Raw genomic sequence first — 16,302 nt, 5'->3', positions numbered from 1 at the left:
CCTTCGGAATTGTGCATCATTGGCTGTGACATGTATTACATCATGCCAGTTACAGTAGTGGTATGACCAGTGTTTTTGAGAATACCTTTGTCCTACGCTCGGCGACCCTTGCGGACGGTGGACGCGCGGATGTCCATCTGAGGAATGGCCTGATTGAACGGGTTGTTCCGCTCGCCGGCAGTGAGGTGTCGGGGGACCCCGCCGTCGCTCCGGGCGCCGGTGCGCAGGAGCTTGACCTCAACGGCTACGTGTTGCTGCCGGCCCCGGTGGAGCCGCACGCCCACCTGGACAAGGCCCTCCTGGGCGGCCGCGTCACCAATGTCTCGGGGGATCTGGCCGGTGCGATCACCGCCATCATCGAGGCGTATCCCTCCATGACAGGGGACGATATCGGCCGGCGCGGCCTGAAGGCGTTGGGGGAAGCGCTCACCCACGGGTTCACCGCCGTCCGCACCCATGTCGACTGCCGGGAAGAGATCGGGACGGCGGGCATCCGGGCCCTGGTGGCACTCCGCGAACAACTGAAAGACGTCATTGACGTGCAAATCGTGGCGCTCGCCGGCGACGTGGGCGGCAGCGAGGGGAGGGGAAACAGGGCGGCCATGGTCGCCAGCATGGACCTGGGGGCCGATTTTGTGGGCGGCGTCCCGTCGCTGGAAGGCGACCCGGATGCCTCCCTGGCCGAGCTCTTCGCGATCGCCAATGACTTTGGGCGTGGCATCGATGTGCACATTGATGAAACCACCGATGAGGGCACGTTTGTCCTGCGGCGGCTTGCGGAGAAGGTGGTCGGCTCCGGTTTTGACCGCCCCGTCACGGCGTCGCACTGTGTCAGCCTGGGCATGCAGGATTCGGCCGTGGTCCGAGATGCTGCCCGGCTCATCGCCGAGGCCGGGATCGCCGTCGTCGCCCTGCCCCAGACAAACCTTTTCCTGCAGGGACGGGACAGCAGCACGCGGAAGCCGCGCGGCCTGACCGCCGTCGAGGACCTCATGTCCGCAGGGGTGACTGTGGCAGCAGGTGGGGACAACTGGCGGGATCCGTTCAACCCCATGGGCCGGATAGATGCGATGGAAACCGCCTCATTGCTGGTTTCGGCCGGGCATCTTTTGGTGGGGACCGCCTACGAGTGCGTGTCCACCCATGCCCGCGCGGCCATGGGCTTGCCCGCGGTCCGCATCGCACCGCAGTATCCGGCGGATTTGATGGCCATCCACGCGGCCTCGCTGGAGGAAGCCGTGGCCTCCGGCGCCTCGCAGCGCATCGTCTTCAAGGGCGGGCAGGTGGTGGCCAAAACGGAGGTCACGACCACCTTGAATCCCCGGTTTGGCTAGAAGGCCGGCCCGGCAACCGAACCACGGGTGACCACGGGACAGGGGAGCATGGTGGTGGGTCCGCCGGCAGGGGCGGGCCCGCCGTCGACGGCGTCCAGCAGCAGGGTGATCGCGTGCTCGCCCATCTCGCGGTGCGGCAGGGCCACGGTGGTCAGCCCCGGCACGCACGTGGCGGCCAGCGGTTCGTCGTCGTCGTAGCCCAGGATGCTCAGGTCCTCGGGAACCCGCAGGCCCAGCTGCCCGCAGGCAATGATCACGCCCACGGCCACGCGGTCGTTGGCGCAGGCGATGCCGGTGGGGCGGTCCGCGCGCACCCCGCCGCCGGGCGCGCGCAGCAGGTCCATGGCGGCGTCGTACCCCTCGTTGATTTCCCAGCCGGCCGTCTGCACCGTGGCCGGGGGCAGCCCGGCGGCGGCGACCGCCTGGAGGAAGCCCTCCAACCGGCGCCCCGTGGCCACCATCTCCGGGGTGCCGCAGAGGTAGGCGATGTCCCGGTGGCCGGCCTCGATCAACACGCCGGCCGCGCTGCGCCCGCCGCTGACCTCATCGGGGACCACTCCGCGCAGGGCGCCGGAGGGGTCAAAGCTGTTGGCCAGCACGGCCGGACCGGCGGCCAGCTGGGCCGGCGGATCGTAGCTGCGCAGGCTCATGGCGGCGAACATCAGCGCATCCACCTGCCGGTCGCGCAGCGCCGTGAAGGCCGCGGCCTCGCGGCTGGCGTCCTGGTGGGTGTCGATCACCAGCAGCAGGTAGCCGCGGGCCAGGGCGGCATCCGTGGCACCCTTGAGCAGCTTGCCGGCATAGGGGCTGGAGGCAATGGAGTCCGTGACGACGCCGATGGTGTGGGTGCGCTGGCTCTGCAGCGAGCGGGCGACGGCGTTGGGCGTGTAGTCCAGCTCGCGGGCCGCGGCCAGGATCAGCGCCTGCTTGTCCTTGGCGATGTTGCCGTCCGCGCGGCCGTTGAGCACAAAGCTCACGGCACTGCGGGATACACCTGCCCTGCGGGCCACATCGGCCGATGTCGCTTTTCGCACCACTGCGCCTCCTAAAACGTGTGAGGACAGCGTACCGCACCGCGGTTTGGCATGGTCGGGCCGGCCGCGGGCACCGGCCGCGGCGTGGCAGGGTGCGTGGGCCCGCGGGCATATAGTTAAGCAGCGACGGCGGTTCCTGGGGGCGCCTCGTCCACTCCATGGCTGCGCACCGGTCGGGCAAATATCGCACAATGCGAGTAATTTGCGCATAATTTACCGAATAATAGCGACGCGCCACACATTTTGCGGTCAAATATGCTTTCCATGATATAAATGTGCCTATGACTCAAGAGGCTGCAGAAACCGTAGGAGTCCTGGTCCGGGACGCGCGTTCGGACAAGGGTTGGACGCAAGGGCGGCTCGCAGCGGAGCTGGGCACCAGCCAGAGCGCCGTCGCCCGCATGGAACTGGGCAAGCAAAACCTGAGCCTGAAGATGATCCAGCGGATGGAGAGCATCTTTGGCCGCAGCATCGTCAATGTTGGCGGCAAGGCCAAGAACCGGGTCACCCACCTGCGCGTCGTCGGCGGCCGCGAACTCTCCGGCAGCGTGGACGTCAACTCCTCCAAGAATGCCGGCGTCGCCCTGCTCTGCGCCTCCCTGATCAACCGCGGCACCACCACGCTGCGCCGGCTGGCCCGGATCGAGGAGGTCAACCGCATCGTGGAGCTGCTGACCTCCATCGGCGTCGAGTGCACCTGGCTCAACGCCAACGACCTGCAGATCCGCCGCCCCGCCGTGCTGGACTTGGATTCCATGGATGTGGAGGCCGCCCGCCGCACCCGCAGCGTCATCATGCTGCTCGGTCCGCTGCTGGACGAGTCCACCAGCTACCGCATCCCGTACGCCGGTGGATGCGACCTGGGCACCCGCACCGTGGAGCCGCACATGCAGGCGCTGCGCGAGTTCGGCCTGGACGTCACGGCGCACGCCGGGTTCTACGGCGTGCAGGCCCCGGAGAGCGACAGCCGCGACCGCACCTTTGTGCTGACCGAGCGCGGGGACACCGTCACGGAGAACGCCATCATGGCCGCCGCGCACCGCGAGGGCACCACCGTGATCCGCAATGCCAGCCCCAACTACATGGTCCAGGACCTCTGCTTCTACCTGCAGGGCCTGGGCGTCACGGTCGAGGGCATCGGCAGCACCACGCTGACCATCAAGGGCCAGTCCCGGATCGACGTCGACATCGAGTACTCCCCGTCGGAGGACCCGATCGAGGCCATGAGTCTGATCACCGCCGGCATCGTCACCAAGAGCCAGGTCACCATCAAGCGGGTGCCGATCGAGTTCATGGAGATCGAGCTCAAGGTCCTCGAGCAGATGGGCTTCAAGTACATCAAGTCCGCCGAGTACCGCGCGCACAACGGCCACACCCGCCTGGTGGACATCACCACGCTGGCGTCCACGCTCAAGGCCGCCACGGACAAGATCCACCCGATGCCCTTCCCCGGGCTGAACATCGACAACCTGCCCTTCTTCGCCGTCATCGCTTCCATGGCCGAGGGCACCACGCTGATCCACGACTGGGTCTACGAGAACCGCGCCATCTACCTGACGGAGCTCAACCGCCTCGGCGGGCGCGTGCGCCTGCTGGACCCGCACCGCATCGACATCACCGGCCCCGTCGCCTGGCGCGCCGCGGAGATCGGCTGCCCGCCGGCCCTGCGCCCGGCCGCGTGCATCCTGCTGGCCATGCTGGCCGCCAAGGGCACCTCGGAACTGCGCAACATCTACGTGATCGAGCGCGGCTACGAGGACCTCGCCGAGCGCCTGAACACCATCGGCGCCGAGATCGAGTACTTCCAGGACTGACCGAAAACTGTGGTGCGGTAGGTGCTCTTATGAGGCGTCATAAGAGCACCTACCGCACCACAGTTGTTTGCGGACGACGGCGTTAGATGGCGGAGAGGGCCTGGGCCAGGTCCTTCGTCAGGTCCTCCAGGTCCTCCAACCCCACCGAGAGGCGCAGCACGCCGTCGGTCAGGCCGATGGCCGCACGGCCCTCCGGGCCCATCGCGCGGTGCGTGGTGGTGGCCGGGTGGGTGATCAGCGACTTGGCATCGCCCAGGTTGTTGGAAATGTCCACGATGTTCAGCGCATTCAGCAGCGCGAACGCGGCGTCCTTGGCGGTGCCGTTGGCCGGCGTCGCCAGCTCGAAGGTCAGCACGGTGCCGCCGGCCTTCATCTGCGCCTTGGCCAGCTCGAACTGCGGGTGCGAGGGCAGCAGCGGGTACTTCACCCAGTTGATGGCCGGCTGCTGTTCCAGGAACGCGGCCAGCGCCAGGGCATTGGCCGAGGAGTGCGCCACGCGCAGGCCCATGGTCTCCAGCCCCTTGGTCAGCACCCAGGCGTTGAAGGAGGACAGCGACGGCCCGGTGTGGCGCATCAGGTTCTTGACGGGTCCGTCGATGAACTCCTTGGTGCCCAGGATGGCGCCACCCATCACGCGGCCCTGGCCGTCGATGTGCTTGGTGCCGGAGTAGACAATCACGTCCGCGCCCAGATCCCCGCACTTCTGCAGCAGAGGGGTGGCGAAGACGTTGTCGGCCACCACCGTGGCGCCGGCCGCATGGGCCAGATCGCACACGGCGCGGATGTCCACGATCTCCTGCATCGGGTTGGAGGGGGATTCGAAGAACACGGCGGTGGTGGGCACCGACAGCGCCTCGCGCCACTGGTCCAGGTCCGGCCCGTCCACGAAGACTGTCTCCACGCCCCAGCGCGGCAGGATCTCGTTCAGGATGACAAAGCAGGAGCCAAAGAGGGAGCGGGAGGCCACCACGCGGTCGCCCGCGGCCAGCAGCGCGCCCAGGGCGGTGAAGACGGCGGACATGCCCGACGCCGTCGCGAAACAGGCCTCGGTCCCCTCGAGCAGGCGCAGCCGCTCCTGGAACGTGGCCACCGTGGGGTTGCCGTAGCGGGAGTAGACAAAGCGGTCCGCCTCGCCGGTGAAGGCCTGTTCGGCAGCCTCGGCCGATTCGTAGACAAAGCCGGAGTTCAGGAACAGGGCCTCGGAGGTTTCCTGGAAGTTGGTGCGGTCCAGTCCGCCGCGCACGGACTGCGTGTCGGGGGCCCAGCCTGCGGCGTTGGGGTTGAAATTGCTCATTGAAATCCTTAAAGCGTGGGTGCTATTTCCAGGGCAGGTGGCGATTTTTCCAGCCATTTAGCACCCGGTCGCCGTAGGCGTCGGGCTCGCCCTCAAAGCCTTCGAGCACGTTGTACGAGGTGAAGCCGGCGGCCGTGGCGGCCTCGGCGGCGGCGATGGACCGGACGCCGGAGCGGCACAGGAACACCAGCTCGGCACCGGCCGGTGCGGCGGCGGTGAGCTGGTCCACGAAGGCGGCGTTGGGCGTGCCGCCGGCGAGGTTCCACTGGATGAACAGCGGCTCAACGCTCAGCGAGGTGGTGTCCGGGACGCCGATGTGCGCCCATTCGCCCTCGGTGCGCACATCCACCAGCAGGGCCCCGGATTCCACCTTGGCCCAGGCCTCCGCCGGGGCGAGGTCGCCCGCGTAGCTCACGCGTGGCCCTCGCCGTCGTACTCCAGGTCCTGGACGGCGTTGGCGACGGCGGCATCGGAGGCGGCGACGGCGTGCGGCAGGACAACGGCCTGGGCGGCCACCACGGTGGTGCCGTTGAACGTCACGGACGGACTGCCATGGAGGATGTACCCCTCGGCCAGGGCGTCGGAAATGCGCACACAGAATGCGTGGTCGTCGGGTCCGGTGATCAGCCGGTAGGCGAGCGGGGCTTCGTGGTCAGACATGGTTCTCCTCGATTGCAAGCGGCGGGAGCGCAAGCGGGGAGGGTAGCCAAAAAGAGGCTGCACCAGGGGCGTCCACACTTGCAAACCTTGGCCGTATATCACTAGGTATTGCCGAGTATTCACCTAAGGCACCCCGCTGGAACAGAGGGTTGCCGGCCAGCAAGTCAGGGCTTGGCGCTGGCACTCATTACTCAGGGAAAAAGTAGCATACGGGCCGGCGCTGCGGGCAAACGTGCCGCCGAATGTGGCATTGCATGAAGAACGCGGGGCCCAATGGCAGGATATGGACCATGAGTCCGAGAATCGTTCTTATTGTTGCCCGGTTGTTCTTCGGCGTGCTGACGCTGGTTGCGGTGGGGACCCAACTGGTGATCCATCTGGGCAATGGCTACGACGTGGTGAACTTCTTCAGCTACTTCACCAATTTGTCCAACCTCTTTGCCGCCGTGGTGCTCCTTGTTGCCGCGGCCCACCTGATCACCGGCAAGGAGGGCACCCGCACCGGGGACATCATCCGCGGGTCCTCGGTGGTGTGCATGGCCCTGGTGGGCATCGTCTTCAGTGCCCTGCTGCGCGAGGTGGACCTGGGGTCGCTGCTGCCGTGGATCAACACGGTGCTGCACTACGTCATGCCGGTGGTCATTGTGCTGGACTGGCTCGTCCAGCCCCCGCAGCGGCCGATGGCGTACTCACGGCTGTGGGTCTGGCTGCTCCCGCCGGTGCTGTACCTGGCCTACTCGCTCATCCGCGGTGCGGCCATCAATTGGTACGCCTACCCGTTCCTGAACCCCGACACCTCCGGCGGCTATGGCCCGGTGGCGGCAACCTGCCTGGGCATCACCGTGGCGTTCCTCGCCGTCAGCGTGGTCCTGGCCGTGGCCGCCAACAAGCTGCGCCCGCTGGTGCGCACCGGGTCGCCGGCACTGCAGCCGGCCTAGGCCCGGCCTGGTGCTATTCGGTGCCGGCCAGCAGGGCCGAGAGCTCGGCCGTCAGCTGCGCGCGGACCGCGGCCGTGCCCACCTCGGTGCCGTCGATCCGGTTCACCGGTGCCAGCAGCCGGATGCTGGAAATCAGCCAGACGGCGTCGGCGTCCATCAGGTCCGCCGGCACCACCGGTCCGTAGCCCAGTTCCCAGCCGGCCGCCCGGGCCGCGGCGAACAGTGCGCCCTGGGTGGTGCCGGGCAGGATGCCGCTGTCCTGGGCGGGGGTGATCAGGCGCTTGACCGGCAGCCCGCCGTCGTCGCTGATGTGCGCGAGCAGGACCGAGGACGTCGGGCCCTCCAGCACGCGGCCGTCGGTGCTGGTGAAGATCACGTCGTCGGCGCCCTGGGCGTGCGCATACCGCAGCGCGGCCATGTTCACGGCGTAGGAGAGGGTCTTGGCGCCCAGCAGCAGCCACGGTGCGCGCTCGGCCACGGCGGAATCGTAGCCGCGGTCCAGCAGCAGCACGTCCAGCCCCTTTTCGCGCTGGGCCCTGGCCGCGGGCGACGGCGCGGAGGCCTGTACCCAGGCGGTGGGGGAGTTGGCGCCCTCGTCGCCGCGGGTGGCGATCAGTTTGACCACCACCTCGTCCGGGCCGGCCGCGGAGCCGGCCGCGGAGTCCGCGCGCGCCGCCGCGAAGGCGTCCAGTGCGGTCCCGATGGCCCGCAACCAGGCGTCCGGCGCCGGGATGTCCAGCCCCATGACCCTGGCCGAGGACGCCAGCCGGTCCAGATGCGCCGCCACCTTGCGCGGCTTGGCGTCGATGGCCAGCAGCGATTCAAAGATCCCGTCGCCGCGCGTGGCGCCCTGGTCCGTGGCCAGCAGCGCCGGGGCGGTGGCGTCGGCCAGCCGGCCGGCGGGGAAGGCGGGATCCAGGAACACCAAAACAGTCATGCAGCCAGCTTAGTGCGGCTCCGCCGGCGGCCGGAACGGACGCCTCCCCGGCCCGGGCCCGCCACCGGATAGGCTGGGACAGTCGACCGGCACCGTGCAGAAGGGGGATTGCAGTGTTGTTTCCCGGCCTGCCGTGGGATTCCACGGCCACGTGGTTCTCCCTGCTGCTGTACATCTCGGACATGGTGATCCGGCTGATCGTGCTGGGCGTCATCCCCGGAAACAGGCGGCCCACCACGGCCATGGCCTGGCTGCTGTGCATCTTCTTCCTGCCCTCCATCGGCCTGGTGCTGTTCTTGATGTTCGGCAACTTCCGGCTGTCCCGCCGCCGCCGCGATTACCAGGCGGAGGTCAACCAGCGCGTTCTGGCCGCTACCCGCGAGATTGCCCTGCAGACCCCACCGTACGACGGCCCGGAATGGATCAACTCCGCGGTGGGGCTGAACCGGCGGCTGGGCTCCTTCCCCTCGCTGGAGGGCAACAAGGTGGAGCTCATCGGCGGCTACCAGGAGTCCCTGGACGCCATGGCCGAGGCCGTCCGGGGGGCCACGGACTACGTCAACGCCGAGTTCTACATCATGAGCTCGGACTTCGCCACGGAGAACCTGTTCCGCGAACTGGAGGCCGCGGCCGAACGCGGTGTGCGCGTCCGCGTGCTCTTCGACCACATCGGCTCGCTGCGCGTGCCCGGCTACGGGGCCATGCTGCGCCGGTTCAAGCGCAGCCAGATCCACTGGCGGCGGATGCTGCCGCTGCTGCCGGTCAAGGGCCAGTGGCGCCGCCCAGACCTGCGCAACCACCGCAAGATCCTGGTGGTGGACGGGCGCGTGGGCTTCACCGGTTCGCAGAACGTCGTCGAACCCTCCTACCGGAACAAGAAGCACCAGCGGGCCGGGCGGACCTGGGTGGAGCTGATGGCCCGGCTCGAGGGGCCGATCGTGGGCACGCTGAACGTCATGTTCGCCACCGACTGGTCCTCCGAGACGGAGGATGCGCTCGAGTCCCAGCTGGCCTCGCACCACTGGGACACGCTGCCGGGTGCGGTGGTGTGCCAGGTGGTGCCCAGCGGCCCGGGCTTTGTCACCGAAAACAACCTGCGCCTGTTCAACACCCTGCTGTACTCGGCCCAGCACCGCATCACCATCTCCAGCCCCTACTTTGTGCCGGACGATTCCCTGCTCTACGCGATCACGACGGCGGCCCAGCGCGGCGTGCTGGTGGAGCTGTTCGTCTGCGAATCCGGCGACCAGTTCCTGGTGCACCACGCCCAGCGCTCCTACTACGAGGCGCTGCTGCGCGCCGGCGTGCGGATCTTCCTCTATGCCAAGCCCAAGGTGCTGCACGCCAAGCACTTCACCGTGGACGAGGACGTGGCGGTGATCGGCTCCTCCAACATGGACATGCGCAGCTTCTCGCTGAACCTTGAGGTGACGGTGATGATGCTGGGCAAGGACATTGTGCAGCGGATGCACGACGTCGAGGACAGGTACCGGGCCACGTCGCGGGAGCTGATGCTCCAGGAGTGGCTGGACCGGCCCATCATCGCCCGCTACGTGGACAACGTCGCCCGGCTGACGGCCACGCTGCAATAGCTGGCACATAATGGGGGCATGCAGATCGACCGGCTCGATGCCGCCATCATTGACATCTTCACCGAGGAGCCCGGCATCGGCGTGCTGGAGTGCTCGCGCCGGCTGAAGGTTGCCCGGGCCACCGTGCAGGGCCGGCTGGACCGGCTGCACCGCGGTGGGGTCATCACCGGCATCGTGCCGCAGGTCAACCCGGCCGCGTTCGGCTACCCGGTGATCACGTTCTGCTCCATCGAGATCACCCAGGGCACAGGGCACGAGACGGTTTTCGCCTCGATGGAGGCCATCCCGGAGATCCTGGAGATGCACACGGTGTCCGGGGCCAGCGACATCCTGGTGAAGATCGTGGCCAAGTCCACCACCGACCTGCAGCGGGTGCTGGACGCGCTGGCGCAGGCCCCGGGCGTGGCCCGGACGTCGAGCGTGATAGTCCTCTCGACCCATGTCCAGAACCGCTGCCTGCCGCTGCTGCACGCCGCGGCCGAGGAAGTTGATGAACGGCTCTGACCGTACAAATTGTCTAGGAAAAGCACCAAACGAACTGTCATTCTGTACAGGTTGACGGCCTCCCAGGGGGTTGGTTGACGGTGCAGGGATGCCGTTCCTACGGTGTGTTGAGCAGCACATCCGCGCCGTAGCCGGCCCAGCATTCTTGGAGGAAACCATGACCGTCGCCACCCGCACGGGTTTGGACACCATTCCCGCCTACCGCCAGGGCAAGAGCCCGGCCCCCGCCGAGGGATTGGCCCCGTACAAGCTCTCCTCGAACGAGAACCCGTACCCGCCGCTGCCCGCCGTGGTGGAGGCCGTGGCCGAAGCGGCCGCCGCGCTGAACCTGTACCCGGACATGTCCGCCGCCGCGCTGGCCGGGGCCGTGGCCCGCCACTGGGGCGTGCAGCCGGAGAACCTGGCCTTTGGCGCCGGTTCCGTGGAGGTGGCCAGCCAGCTGATCCACGCCGTCGCCAGCCCCGGCGACGAGGTCATGTTTGCCTGGCGCTCCTTCGAGGCCTACCCGGTCCTGGCCACGGTGTCCGGCGCGGTGCCGGTGCCCGTGCCGTTGACGGCCGACGGCGGGCACGATCTGGATGCCATGCTGGCCGCCATCACGGACAAGACCCGCCTGATCTTTGTCTGCAACCCCAACAACCCCAACGGCGCAGTGCTCTCCGCCGACGCGGTGGAGGCGTTTGTGGCGGCCGTGCCGGCGGACATCCTGGTGGTCATCGACGAGGCCTATCTGCACTTCAACGTGGACCCCGGCACCGCCGTCGGCGTCGACCTCTTCCGCCGGCACCCCCACGTGGCGGTGCTGCACACCTTTTCCAAGGCGTACGGGCTGGCCGGCCTGCGGCTGGGCTACGCCATCGCCCGTCCCGAGCTGGTGGCAAACCTGCGCAAGGTGGCGGTGCCGTTCGCCGTCACCGCGCTGGCCCAGGCGGCGGGCCTTGCCTCGCTGGCCGCGGAGGGGCAGCTCCAGGAGCGGATCGACGTGCTGGTGGCGGAGCGGGAGCGCCTGCACGCCGGATTGCTGGCCGCCGGGCTGCCGGTGCGCCCGTCGCAGGCGAACTTCCTCTGGCTCGACGCCGGAGTGGCCACCGCTCAGGTGGCGGCGGCGTTCGAGGCGGCCGCCATTGCCGTGCGGGCCTTCCCGGGCGAGGGCCTGCGGATCTCCATCGGCAGCCCCGAGGCCAACGACCGCGTGCTTGGGCTGGCGCGCCGGCTGGCCGTGGCGGTGCCGGCATGAGCGCCGCACCGGGCACCGGTTCCGGCACCATGGCCGGCACCGTGTCGGACGTCGTCGCCGATGTGACGGCCCGGCACAGCGAGGTGGTCTTTGGCCTGATGGGCAACGGCAACGCCTTCTACACCAGCAATCTGACCAGCCGCGGCATGCGCTACATCAGTGCCCGGCACGAGGCCGGCACAGTGGCCATGGCCGACGCCTACCACCGCGCCTGCGGCAAGGTCGCCACGGCCACCGTGACGTACGGGGCGGGCTTCACCAACTCGCTGACCGCCCTGGCGGAGGCCGCCAAGGCGCGGATCCCGATGGTGCTGGTGGTCGGCGACGCCCCGGCGTCGGGGCCGCGGCCCTGGGACATCGACCAATCCATGGTCGCGGCCGGCCTGGGCGTGCGGACCATCACCGCCACGGCGGGCACCGCGCACCGGGCCGCGGAGGAGGCCTACGCGGCCGCCGCCGCTGGGCGCCGCCCCATCATCCTGGCCATCCCGTACGACCTCGCGGCCGAGCCCGCCGGGCCGCAGGAACCGTGGGTGCCGTCCCGGGAGCCGGAGCACGACGGCGGTGCCGCGCTCAGCGGCGCTCTGGCCGGTGATGCGTCCGGCGACGCATCCACCGCTGACCAGCTGGCCGGGGCCGCCCGTCTGCTGGAGGGGGCCGAGCGGCCGCTCATCATCGCCGGCCGCGGCGCCGTGGTGTCCGGTGCGGGGCCCGCCCTGCGCGCGCTGGGGGACCGGCTCGGGGCGCTCTTCGCCACCTCGGCCATGGCGCGGAACATCTTCGATTCCCCGTGGGATCTGGGCATCGCCGGCGGCTTCGGCCGGCTGGCCCCGGTGGAGCTGATGCGCACCGCCGACGTCGTGCTGGTCGTGGGCGCCAGCCTCAATGCCTTCCAGACCCGGTACGAGACCCTGTTCGCCCCCGGCGCCGCGGTGGTGCAGATCGACGAGCTGCCGGCCGCCACCAGCGGCCTCACCACGCACCATGTCCAGGCGGATGCGGGCCGGGCCGCGGCCCGGCTGCTGGAGTTGCTGCCGGATTCCGGCGCGCGTCCGGGCTGGCGCGCCCTTGTGCCCGACGTCGGGGACGGCTCGCTGCGCCGCGAGCTGCCGGCCGACGAATTCGCCCCGGATGGGCGGCTCAACCCGCGCGCGGTGGCCCAGCTGCTCGAGCACGTGCTGCCGGCGCAGCGCACCATCGTCCAGGACGGCGGGCACTTCTCCGGCTGGGTGCCCATGTACTGCTCCGCCCCCGACCCGGAGGGCCTGATGATGGTGGGGACGGCGTTCCAGACCATCGGACTGGGCATTCCGTCCGCCGTCGGCGCCGCCGTCGCCCGTCCGGACCGCACCACCGTGCTCATCTCCGGCGACGGCGGGGCGCTGATGGCCCTGGCCGACCTGGACACGGCCGTCCGCGCGATCCCCAGCGGCGTGATGGTGGTCTTCAACGACGCCGCCTACGGGGCCGAGCTGCACCAGTATGCCGTCCGTGGCCTGGACCCGGCGGCCATGCTCATCGACGAGGTGGACTTTGCCGCCGTCGGCCGGGCCATGGGCGCCAGCGGCGTGAAGATGCGCTCGCTGGCCGACATTGCGGCCCTGCGGACCTGGCTGGCCGACGGTGCGCACGGACTGTTCATCCTGGACGTGGCCGTCTCGCAGTCCGTCGTGGCCGAGTACATGCGCGAGTCCATGGCCGCCATCCTCGCGAAGCAGCCCAACTAAGTGGCAGTAGTTGTCGTTATGGGGCTCCATAACGACAACTACTGCTACACAGTTGGGTCAGGCGGGGAAGGCGGAGCCGAGGGTGCTCAGGACGCCGTAGGCCTTGGCCTGGATCTCCATCCACTCCTCGTGCGGGGAGGAATCGGCGGTGATGGCGCCGCCCACGCCCAGCGAGAGGTGGGTCCCGCCGCCGTCCGTCCCCGCCAGCACCAGCGTGCGGATGGTGACGGACAGATCCGTGGCCGAGTTCAGCGAGAAATAGCCGACGGCGCCCGAGTAGACCCCGCGCGGGGCCGCCTCCAGGGTGTCCAGGATGGCCATCGTGCTGATCTTCGGCGCCCCGGTCATCGACCCCGCCGGGAAGGCGGCAGCCACGGCCTGGGCACGGGAGCAGCCGGGCCGCAGCCGGGCCTCGATGGTGCTCACCATCTGGTGCACCGTGGCGTAGCTTTCGATCTCGCAGAGCCGGGGCACGTGCAGGGATTCGGGCAGGGCAAAGTGGCTCAGGTCGTTGCGGAGCAGGTCCACGATCATGATGTTCTCCGCCCGGTCCTTCAGCGAGGACGCCAGGTCAGCCTTGAGTGCGGCGTCCTGCTCCGGATCCGGGTGCCGGCGCCGGGTGCCCTTGATCGGCTCCGCACGCATCAGCCCCGCGGCATCGATCCGCAAGAAGCGCTCGGGGGAGGTGCTGGCCACCGCCAGCGGGCCAAAGCGCAGGAAGCTGGCAAAGGGGGCGGGGTTGCGGCGGCGCAGGGCCAGGTAGCTCGCCCATGGATCCAGTGGCGTGGCGGTGTCCGCGTGCAGCGTGGTGGTCAGGCAGATCTCGTACGAGTTTCCCTCCCAAATCTGCCGCTGCGACTCGGCAATCCGCTCCTTGTATGCGCCCTCGCCGTCGCGGATGCCAAAGACGGGATGGACGCCGACGGCGGGAGCACCGTCCGCGGCGCGGGCCGGGTCCGCTGTGGAGTCCGTTGCCGTGTCGGTTGCCGTGCCGGCCGCGCCGTCGTCCAGCCCGGCACAGGCGGCGGCCACCGCTTCCACCCAATGGTGGGCCCCAGCGGTGTCAGCGGGGTGTCCGGCCTCGCCCAGGGCCAGCACGAAGAGGCAGCGCTGGAGGTGGTCCACCACCACGGCGCGGCCGGCAAAAATGAGCGCGGCGTCGGGGGTGGCGCCGTCCGGAGCGACGGAGGATCCTCCGGTCTCGCGCTTGAGCTCGTAGCCAAGGTAGCCCAGCCAGCCCAGCGTGAATTCGCCGTCGTACCCCTCGGGCGTGCGGACGGCCCGGCGGCCCCAGACGGTGTCCAGCCAGCGGAAGAACGGCCCCTGGATCCGGGCCGTCACATGGCCCGCCTCGACGGTGGTGGTGCCGTCGGTGTGGCGGGCCAGCTGGCCAAAGGGCCCGCCGTTGTCCGCCAGGATGGAAAAGCGGTGCTGCTGGCCCGAGGCATCGCCGCCGGCGTCGGCATTGGAGCTGTCCAGCCACACGGCGTTGGCGCTGCCGCCGTACAGGGCGTGGAAAAGGGCGGGGGCGTCCGGGAAGGTGTCCAGCCGGTGCAGGTGCAGTTCCAGGGCGCGGCGGCGGGCACGCTCGGGGGCGCACAGGGCCTCGAGCGCGGGCAGCGACGAGAGCGCCAGCACCACCTGGGCGGGGAGGGCGTCGTTGGCCAGCCCGGCGACCAGCAGATCGGCGGCCGCGGCGACGTCGTCGGACGCCAGCAGCTCCTCCTCCTGGGCCGCCCACTGCTCCCAGAACGGTGCGTAGGTGTCGCCGTCGCGCGCCAGGGCACGGCTCTTGCGGTCCGGGGCGGGCGCCTCCACCCAGACCACCACGTCCAGGAAGGGCCTGGCGCTGGCGTGGGCCGCCCCGACGCCCTCGACGATGACGACGTCGGCGAGCGCGGTGGTGTGGACGGGCCCGTCAAAGTGGTTCTCCCAGTCCCAACTGGCCCACTGGGCATCGCGGCCCTCGGAGAGCGGGGTGAGGACGGTGCTGACGTAGCGCTCCACGCCCGCGGCAAGCCCGTTCCAGCCCGGGTAGATGTCCTCGAGGTGGAAGACGGAGACGCGGCGGTGCTCGCGCAGCAGGGCTGCCAGCTCCAGGGCCAGCGTGGTCTTGCCGGCGCCGGAACGGCCGTCCACCGCAATGATGAGGGGGGAGGGCGCAGTCATTGGATCAGTCTAGCGACGCAGGCATTCCTGCACAGACAATGGGACGCTGCCGGGCCTAGGGTGTGTCTCCTAATCAGTGGTTTTGCGGTTTGGCATGATTGATGGGTGCCTTCTCGCTATTCCGTGTTGTCCGATGCCCAGTGGGAGTCCATTGCCCCGTTGATGCCCGATTCGTCGGGGAAACCGGGCCGACCCTTCAACGACCACCGGCTGATGACCGAGGGCATCATCTACCGCTACCGGGCAGGGATCCCATGGCGTGATCTCCCTGCCTATTTCGGGTCGTGGAAGACCGTGTGGAAGCACCACCGCCGCAACGCCGCCAACGGGACCTGGGACAAGGTCCTGGCGGCGTTGCTGACCCGCGCGGACACGGCCGGGCTGATCAACTGGGAGGTCTCGATCGACTCCACGGTCAACCGTGCCCACCAGCACGGCACGAACCTGCCCCGCCACACAGGGGGACCTGTCGAATTACAGGAATCTGCTCGACGAGCCTGAGGACCATGCCATCGGCCGGTCCCGCGGCGGGCTGACCACCAAGATCCACGCCCTGGTGGATGGCAACATGCGTCCCCTGGTCCTGCTGCTGGGGCCGGGCCAGGGCGGGGACTCGCCGATGTTTGAGAACCTCATGGAGGCCCTGAAGGTAGAAAGGCCCGGTCCCGGCGGGCCCGCACCCGCCCGGACCGGGCCATGGCCGACAAGGCCTATTCCTCCAAAGCAATCCGGGCGTACCTGCGCGGGCGGGGCATCGAGTGCGTTATCCCGGAAAAGGACGACCAGAAGGCCAACCGGAAACGCAAGGGCTCCGCCGGGGGACGCCCCGTCAGATACGACAGGGACGCCTACAAACGGCGCAATGTGGTCGAGCGCAGCTTCAACACCCTCAAGCAATGGCGGTCCCTGGCCACCCGCTACGACAAACTGGCCCTCACCTACCGCTCAGCGGCCGTCCTGCACGCCGTCGTCATCTGGAGCGCCGCATTGGGAGACACGCCCTAGGACTGTGCTGAACAATTTGGGTGGTTTAAGGCGCGCCTGCTGGACTTCGGGTCCTGG

At 69.1% G+C, this 16,302-nt stretch carries 13 protein-coding genes, 1 pseudogene and 1 riboswitch; of the genes and pseudogenes, 8 read left to right on the top strand and 6 right to left on the bottom strand.

What is annotated here, in order from left to right:
• Nucleotides 1–62: 62 nt before the first annotated feature.
• A complete protein-coding gene (locus tag ACQCSX_RS12480) occupies nucleotides 63–1,334 on the top strand; it encodes an amidohydrolase family protein (protein WP_427015636.1) in 1,272 nt (423 codons plus the stop codon).
• Here the strand turns inward: ACQCSX_RS12480 and ACQCSX_RS12475 are convergent.
• Nucleotides 1,331–2,368: a LacI family DNA-binding transcriptional regulator gene (locus ACQCSX_RS12475; RefSeq protein ID WP_427015635.1), complete on the bottom strand. Its 1,038-nt coding sequence runs from the start codon at nucleotides 2,366–2,368 to the stop codon at nucleotides 1,331–1,333. The two genes, ACQCSX_RS12480 and ACQCSX_RS12475, sit on opposite strands and share 4 nt — an antisense overlap.
• A 281-nt stretch (nucleotides 2,369–2,649) precedes the next feature.
• Between ACQCSX_RS12475 and ACQCSX_RS12470 the strand changes: the two genes are divergently transcribed.
• Complete coding sequence (locus tag ACQCSX_RS12470; protein ID WP_427015634.1) at nucleotides 2,650–4,182, top strand: UDP-N-acetylglucosamine 1-carboxyvinyltransferase; 1,533 nt, start codon at nucleotides 2,650–2,652, stop codon at nucleotides 4,180–4,182.
• Between the two features lie 82 nt (nucleotides 4,183–4,264).
• Here ACQCSX_RS12470 and ACQCSX_RS12465 read toward each other — a convergent pair whose 3' ends face one another.
• The 3 genes from ACQCSX_RS12465 to ACQCSX_RS12455 are packed head-to-tail and all read right to left on the bottom strand — an operon-like array spanning nucleotide 4,265 to nucleotide 6,136.
• Entirely contained in the window at nucleotides 4,265–5,476 is a 1,212-nt protein-coding gene (locus ACQCSX_RS12465) for an O-succinylhomoserine sulfhydrylase (RefSeq protein ID WP_427015633.1), read from the bottom strand.
• Nucleotides 5,477–5,498: 22 nt separating this feature from the next.
• Nucleotides 5,499–5,891 carry a rhodanese-like domain-containing protein gene (locus ACQCSX_RS12460; RefSeq protein ID WP_427015632.1) on the bottom strand — a complete coding sequence of 131 codons (393 nt, stop codon included), beginning with the start codon at nucleotides 5,889–5,891 and terminating at the stop codon, nucleotides 5,499–5,501.
• Nucleotides 5,888–6,136 (bottom strand): DUF1737 domain-containing protein, encoded by a 249-nt coding sequence (locus ACQCSX_RS12455; protein ID WP_427015631.1) that lies wholly within the window; start codon nucleotides 6,134–6,136, stop codon nucleotides 5,888–5,890. Before ACQCSX_RS12455 ends, ACQCSX_RS12460 begins: the two co-directional genes overlap by 4 nt.
• A gap of 69 nt (nucleotides 6,137–6,205) precedes the next feature.
• Nucleotides 6,206–6,328, bottom strand: a riboswitch (SAM riboswitch).
• Nucleotides 6,329–6,426: 98 nt separating this feature from the next.
• On the opposite strand from ACQCSX_RS12455, the gene ACQCSX_RS12450 reads away from it, so the two are divergent.
• Nucleotides 6,427–7,074, top strand: coding sequence for a Pr6Pr family membrane protein (locus tag ACQCSX_RS12450; RefSeq protein ID WP_427015630.1), 648 nt, complete (start codon nucleotides 6,427–6,429; stop codon nucleotides 7,072–7,074).
• A 13-nt stretch (nucleotides 7,075–7,087) separates the two neighbouring features.
• Here ACQCSX_RS12450 and ACQCSX_RS12445 read toward each other — a convergent pair whose 3' ends face one another.
• The gene (locus ACQCSX_RS12445) at nucleotides 7,088–8,011 is read right to left on the bottom strand and encodes an aminodeoxychorismate lyase (protein ID WP_427015629.1); all 924 of its coding nucleotides are present in this window, start codon (nucleotides 8,009–8,011) and stop codon (nucleotides 7,088–7,090) included.
• 113 nt (nucleotides 8,012–8,124) lie between these two features.
• On the opposite strand from ACQCSX_RS12445, the gene cls reads away from it, so the two are divergent.
• The 4 genes from cls to ACQCSX_RS12425 all read left to right on the top strand — a co-directional run bounded on the left by cls (nucleotide 8,125) and on the right by ACQCSX_RS12425 (nucleotide 13,071).
• Nucleotides 8,125–9,603 carry a cardiolipin synthase gene (gene cls / locus ACQCSX_RS12440; RefSeq protein WP_427015628.1) on the top strand — a complete coding sequence of 493 codons (1,479 nt, stop codon included), beginning with the start codon at nucleotides 8,125–8,127 and terminating at the stop codon, nucleotides 9,601–9,603.
• Nucleotides 9,604–9,621: 18 nt separating this feature from the next.
• Nucleotides 9,622–10,107 carry an Lrp/AsnC family transcriptional regulator gene (locus ACQCSX_RS12435; RefSeq protein WP_427015627.1) on the top strand — a complete coding sequence of 162 codons (486 nt, stop codon included), beginning with the start codon at nucleotides 9,622–9,624 and terminating at the stop codon, nucleotides 10,105–10,107.
• Nucleotides 10,108–10,264: 157 nt separating this feature from the next.
• Nucleotides 10,265–11,344: a histidinol-phosphate transaminase gene (hisC, locus tag ACQCSX_RS12430; RefSeq protein WP_427015626.1), complete on the top strand. Its 1,080-nt coding sequence runs from the start codon at nucleotides 10,265–10,267 to the stop codon at nucleotides 11,342–11,344.
• Nucleotides 11,341–13,071 (top strand): thiamine pyrophosphate-binding protein, encoded by a 1,731-nt coding sequence (locus ACQCSX_RS12425; RefSeq protein WP_427015625.1) that lies wholly within the window; start codon nucleotides 11,341–11,343, stop codon nucleotides 13,069–13,071. The genes hisC and ACQCSX_RS12425 overlap by 4 nt, the downstream gene beginning before the upstream one ends.
• Before the next feature lie 57 nt (nucleotides 13,072–13,128).
• Here ACQCSX_RS12425 and ACQCSX_RS12420 read toward each other — a convergent pair whose 3' ends face one another.
• Complete coding sequence (locus ACQCSX_RS12420; RefSeq protein WP_427015624.1) at nucleotides 13,129–15,240, bottom strand: chorismate-binding protein; 2,112 nt, start codon at nucleotides 15,238–15,240, stop codon at nucleotides 13,129–13,131.
• Between the two features lie 105 nt (nucleotides 15,241–15,345).
• On the opposite strand from ACQCSX_RS12420, the pseudogene ACQCSX_RS12415 reads away from it, so the two are divergent.
• Nucleotides 15,346–16,245, top strand: a pseudogene (locus tag ACQCSX_RS12415) (IS5 family transposase).
• Nucleotides 16,246–16,302 lie beyond the last annotated feature (57 nt).

This window comes from Pseudarthrobacter sp. P1, assembly GCF_050156935.1.
GTDB lineage: Bacteria > Actinomycetota > Actinomycetes > Actinomycetales > Micrococcaceae > Specibacter.
The sequence above is the reverse complement of the archived record's forward strand: the minus strand, read 5'-3'. Positions and strand labels throughout refer to the sequence as shown.

Bases quoted from the DNA above. Each gene is read 5' to 3' on its own strand.
- hisC (WP_427015626.1), top strand. From the start codon at position 10,265: ATGACCGTCGCCACCCGCACGGGTTTGGACACCATTCCCGCCTACCGC.
- ACQCSX_RS12455 (WP_427015631.1), bottom strand. From the start codon at position 6,136: ATGTCTGACCACGAAGCCCCGCTCGCCTACCGGCTGATCACCGGACCC.
- ACQCSX_RS12470 (WP_427015634.1), top strand. From the start codon at position 2,650: ATGACTCAAGAGGCTGCAGAAACCGTAGGAGTCCTGGTCCGGGACGCG.
- ACQCSX_RS12465 (WP_427015633.1), bottom strand. From the start codon at position 5,476: ATGAGCAATTTCAACCCCAACGCCGCAGGCTGGGCCCCCGACACGCAG.
- ACQCSX_RS12445 (WP_427015629.1), bottom strand. From the start codon at position 8,011: ATGACTGTTTTGGTGTTCCTGGATCCCGCCTTCCCCGCCGGCCGGCTG.
- ACQCSX_RS12480 (WP_427015636.1), top strand. From the start codon at position 63: ATGACCAGTGTTTTTGAGAATACCTTTGTCCTACGCTCGGCGACCCTT.
- ACQCSX_RS12450 (WP_427015630.1), top strand. From the start codon at position 6,427: ATGAGTCCGAGAATCGTTCTTATTGTTGCCCGGTTGTTCTTCGGCGTG.
- ACQCSX_RS12435 (WP_427015627.1), top strand. From the start codon at position 9,622: ATGCAGATCGACCGGCTCGATGCCGCCATCATTGACATCTTCACCGAG.
- ACQCSX_RS12420 (WP_427015624.1), bottom strand. From the start codon at position 15,240: ATGACTGCGCCCTCCCCCCTCATCATTGCGGTGGACGGCCGTTCCGGC.
- ACQCSX_RS12425 (WP_427015625.1), top strand. From the start codon at position 11,341: ATGAGCGCCGCACCGGGCACCGGTTCCGGCACCATGGCCGGCACCGTG.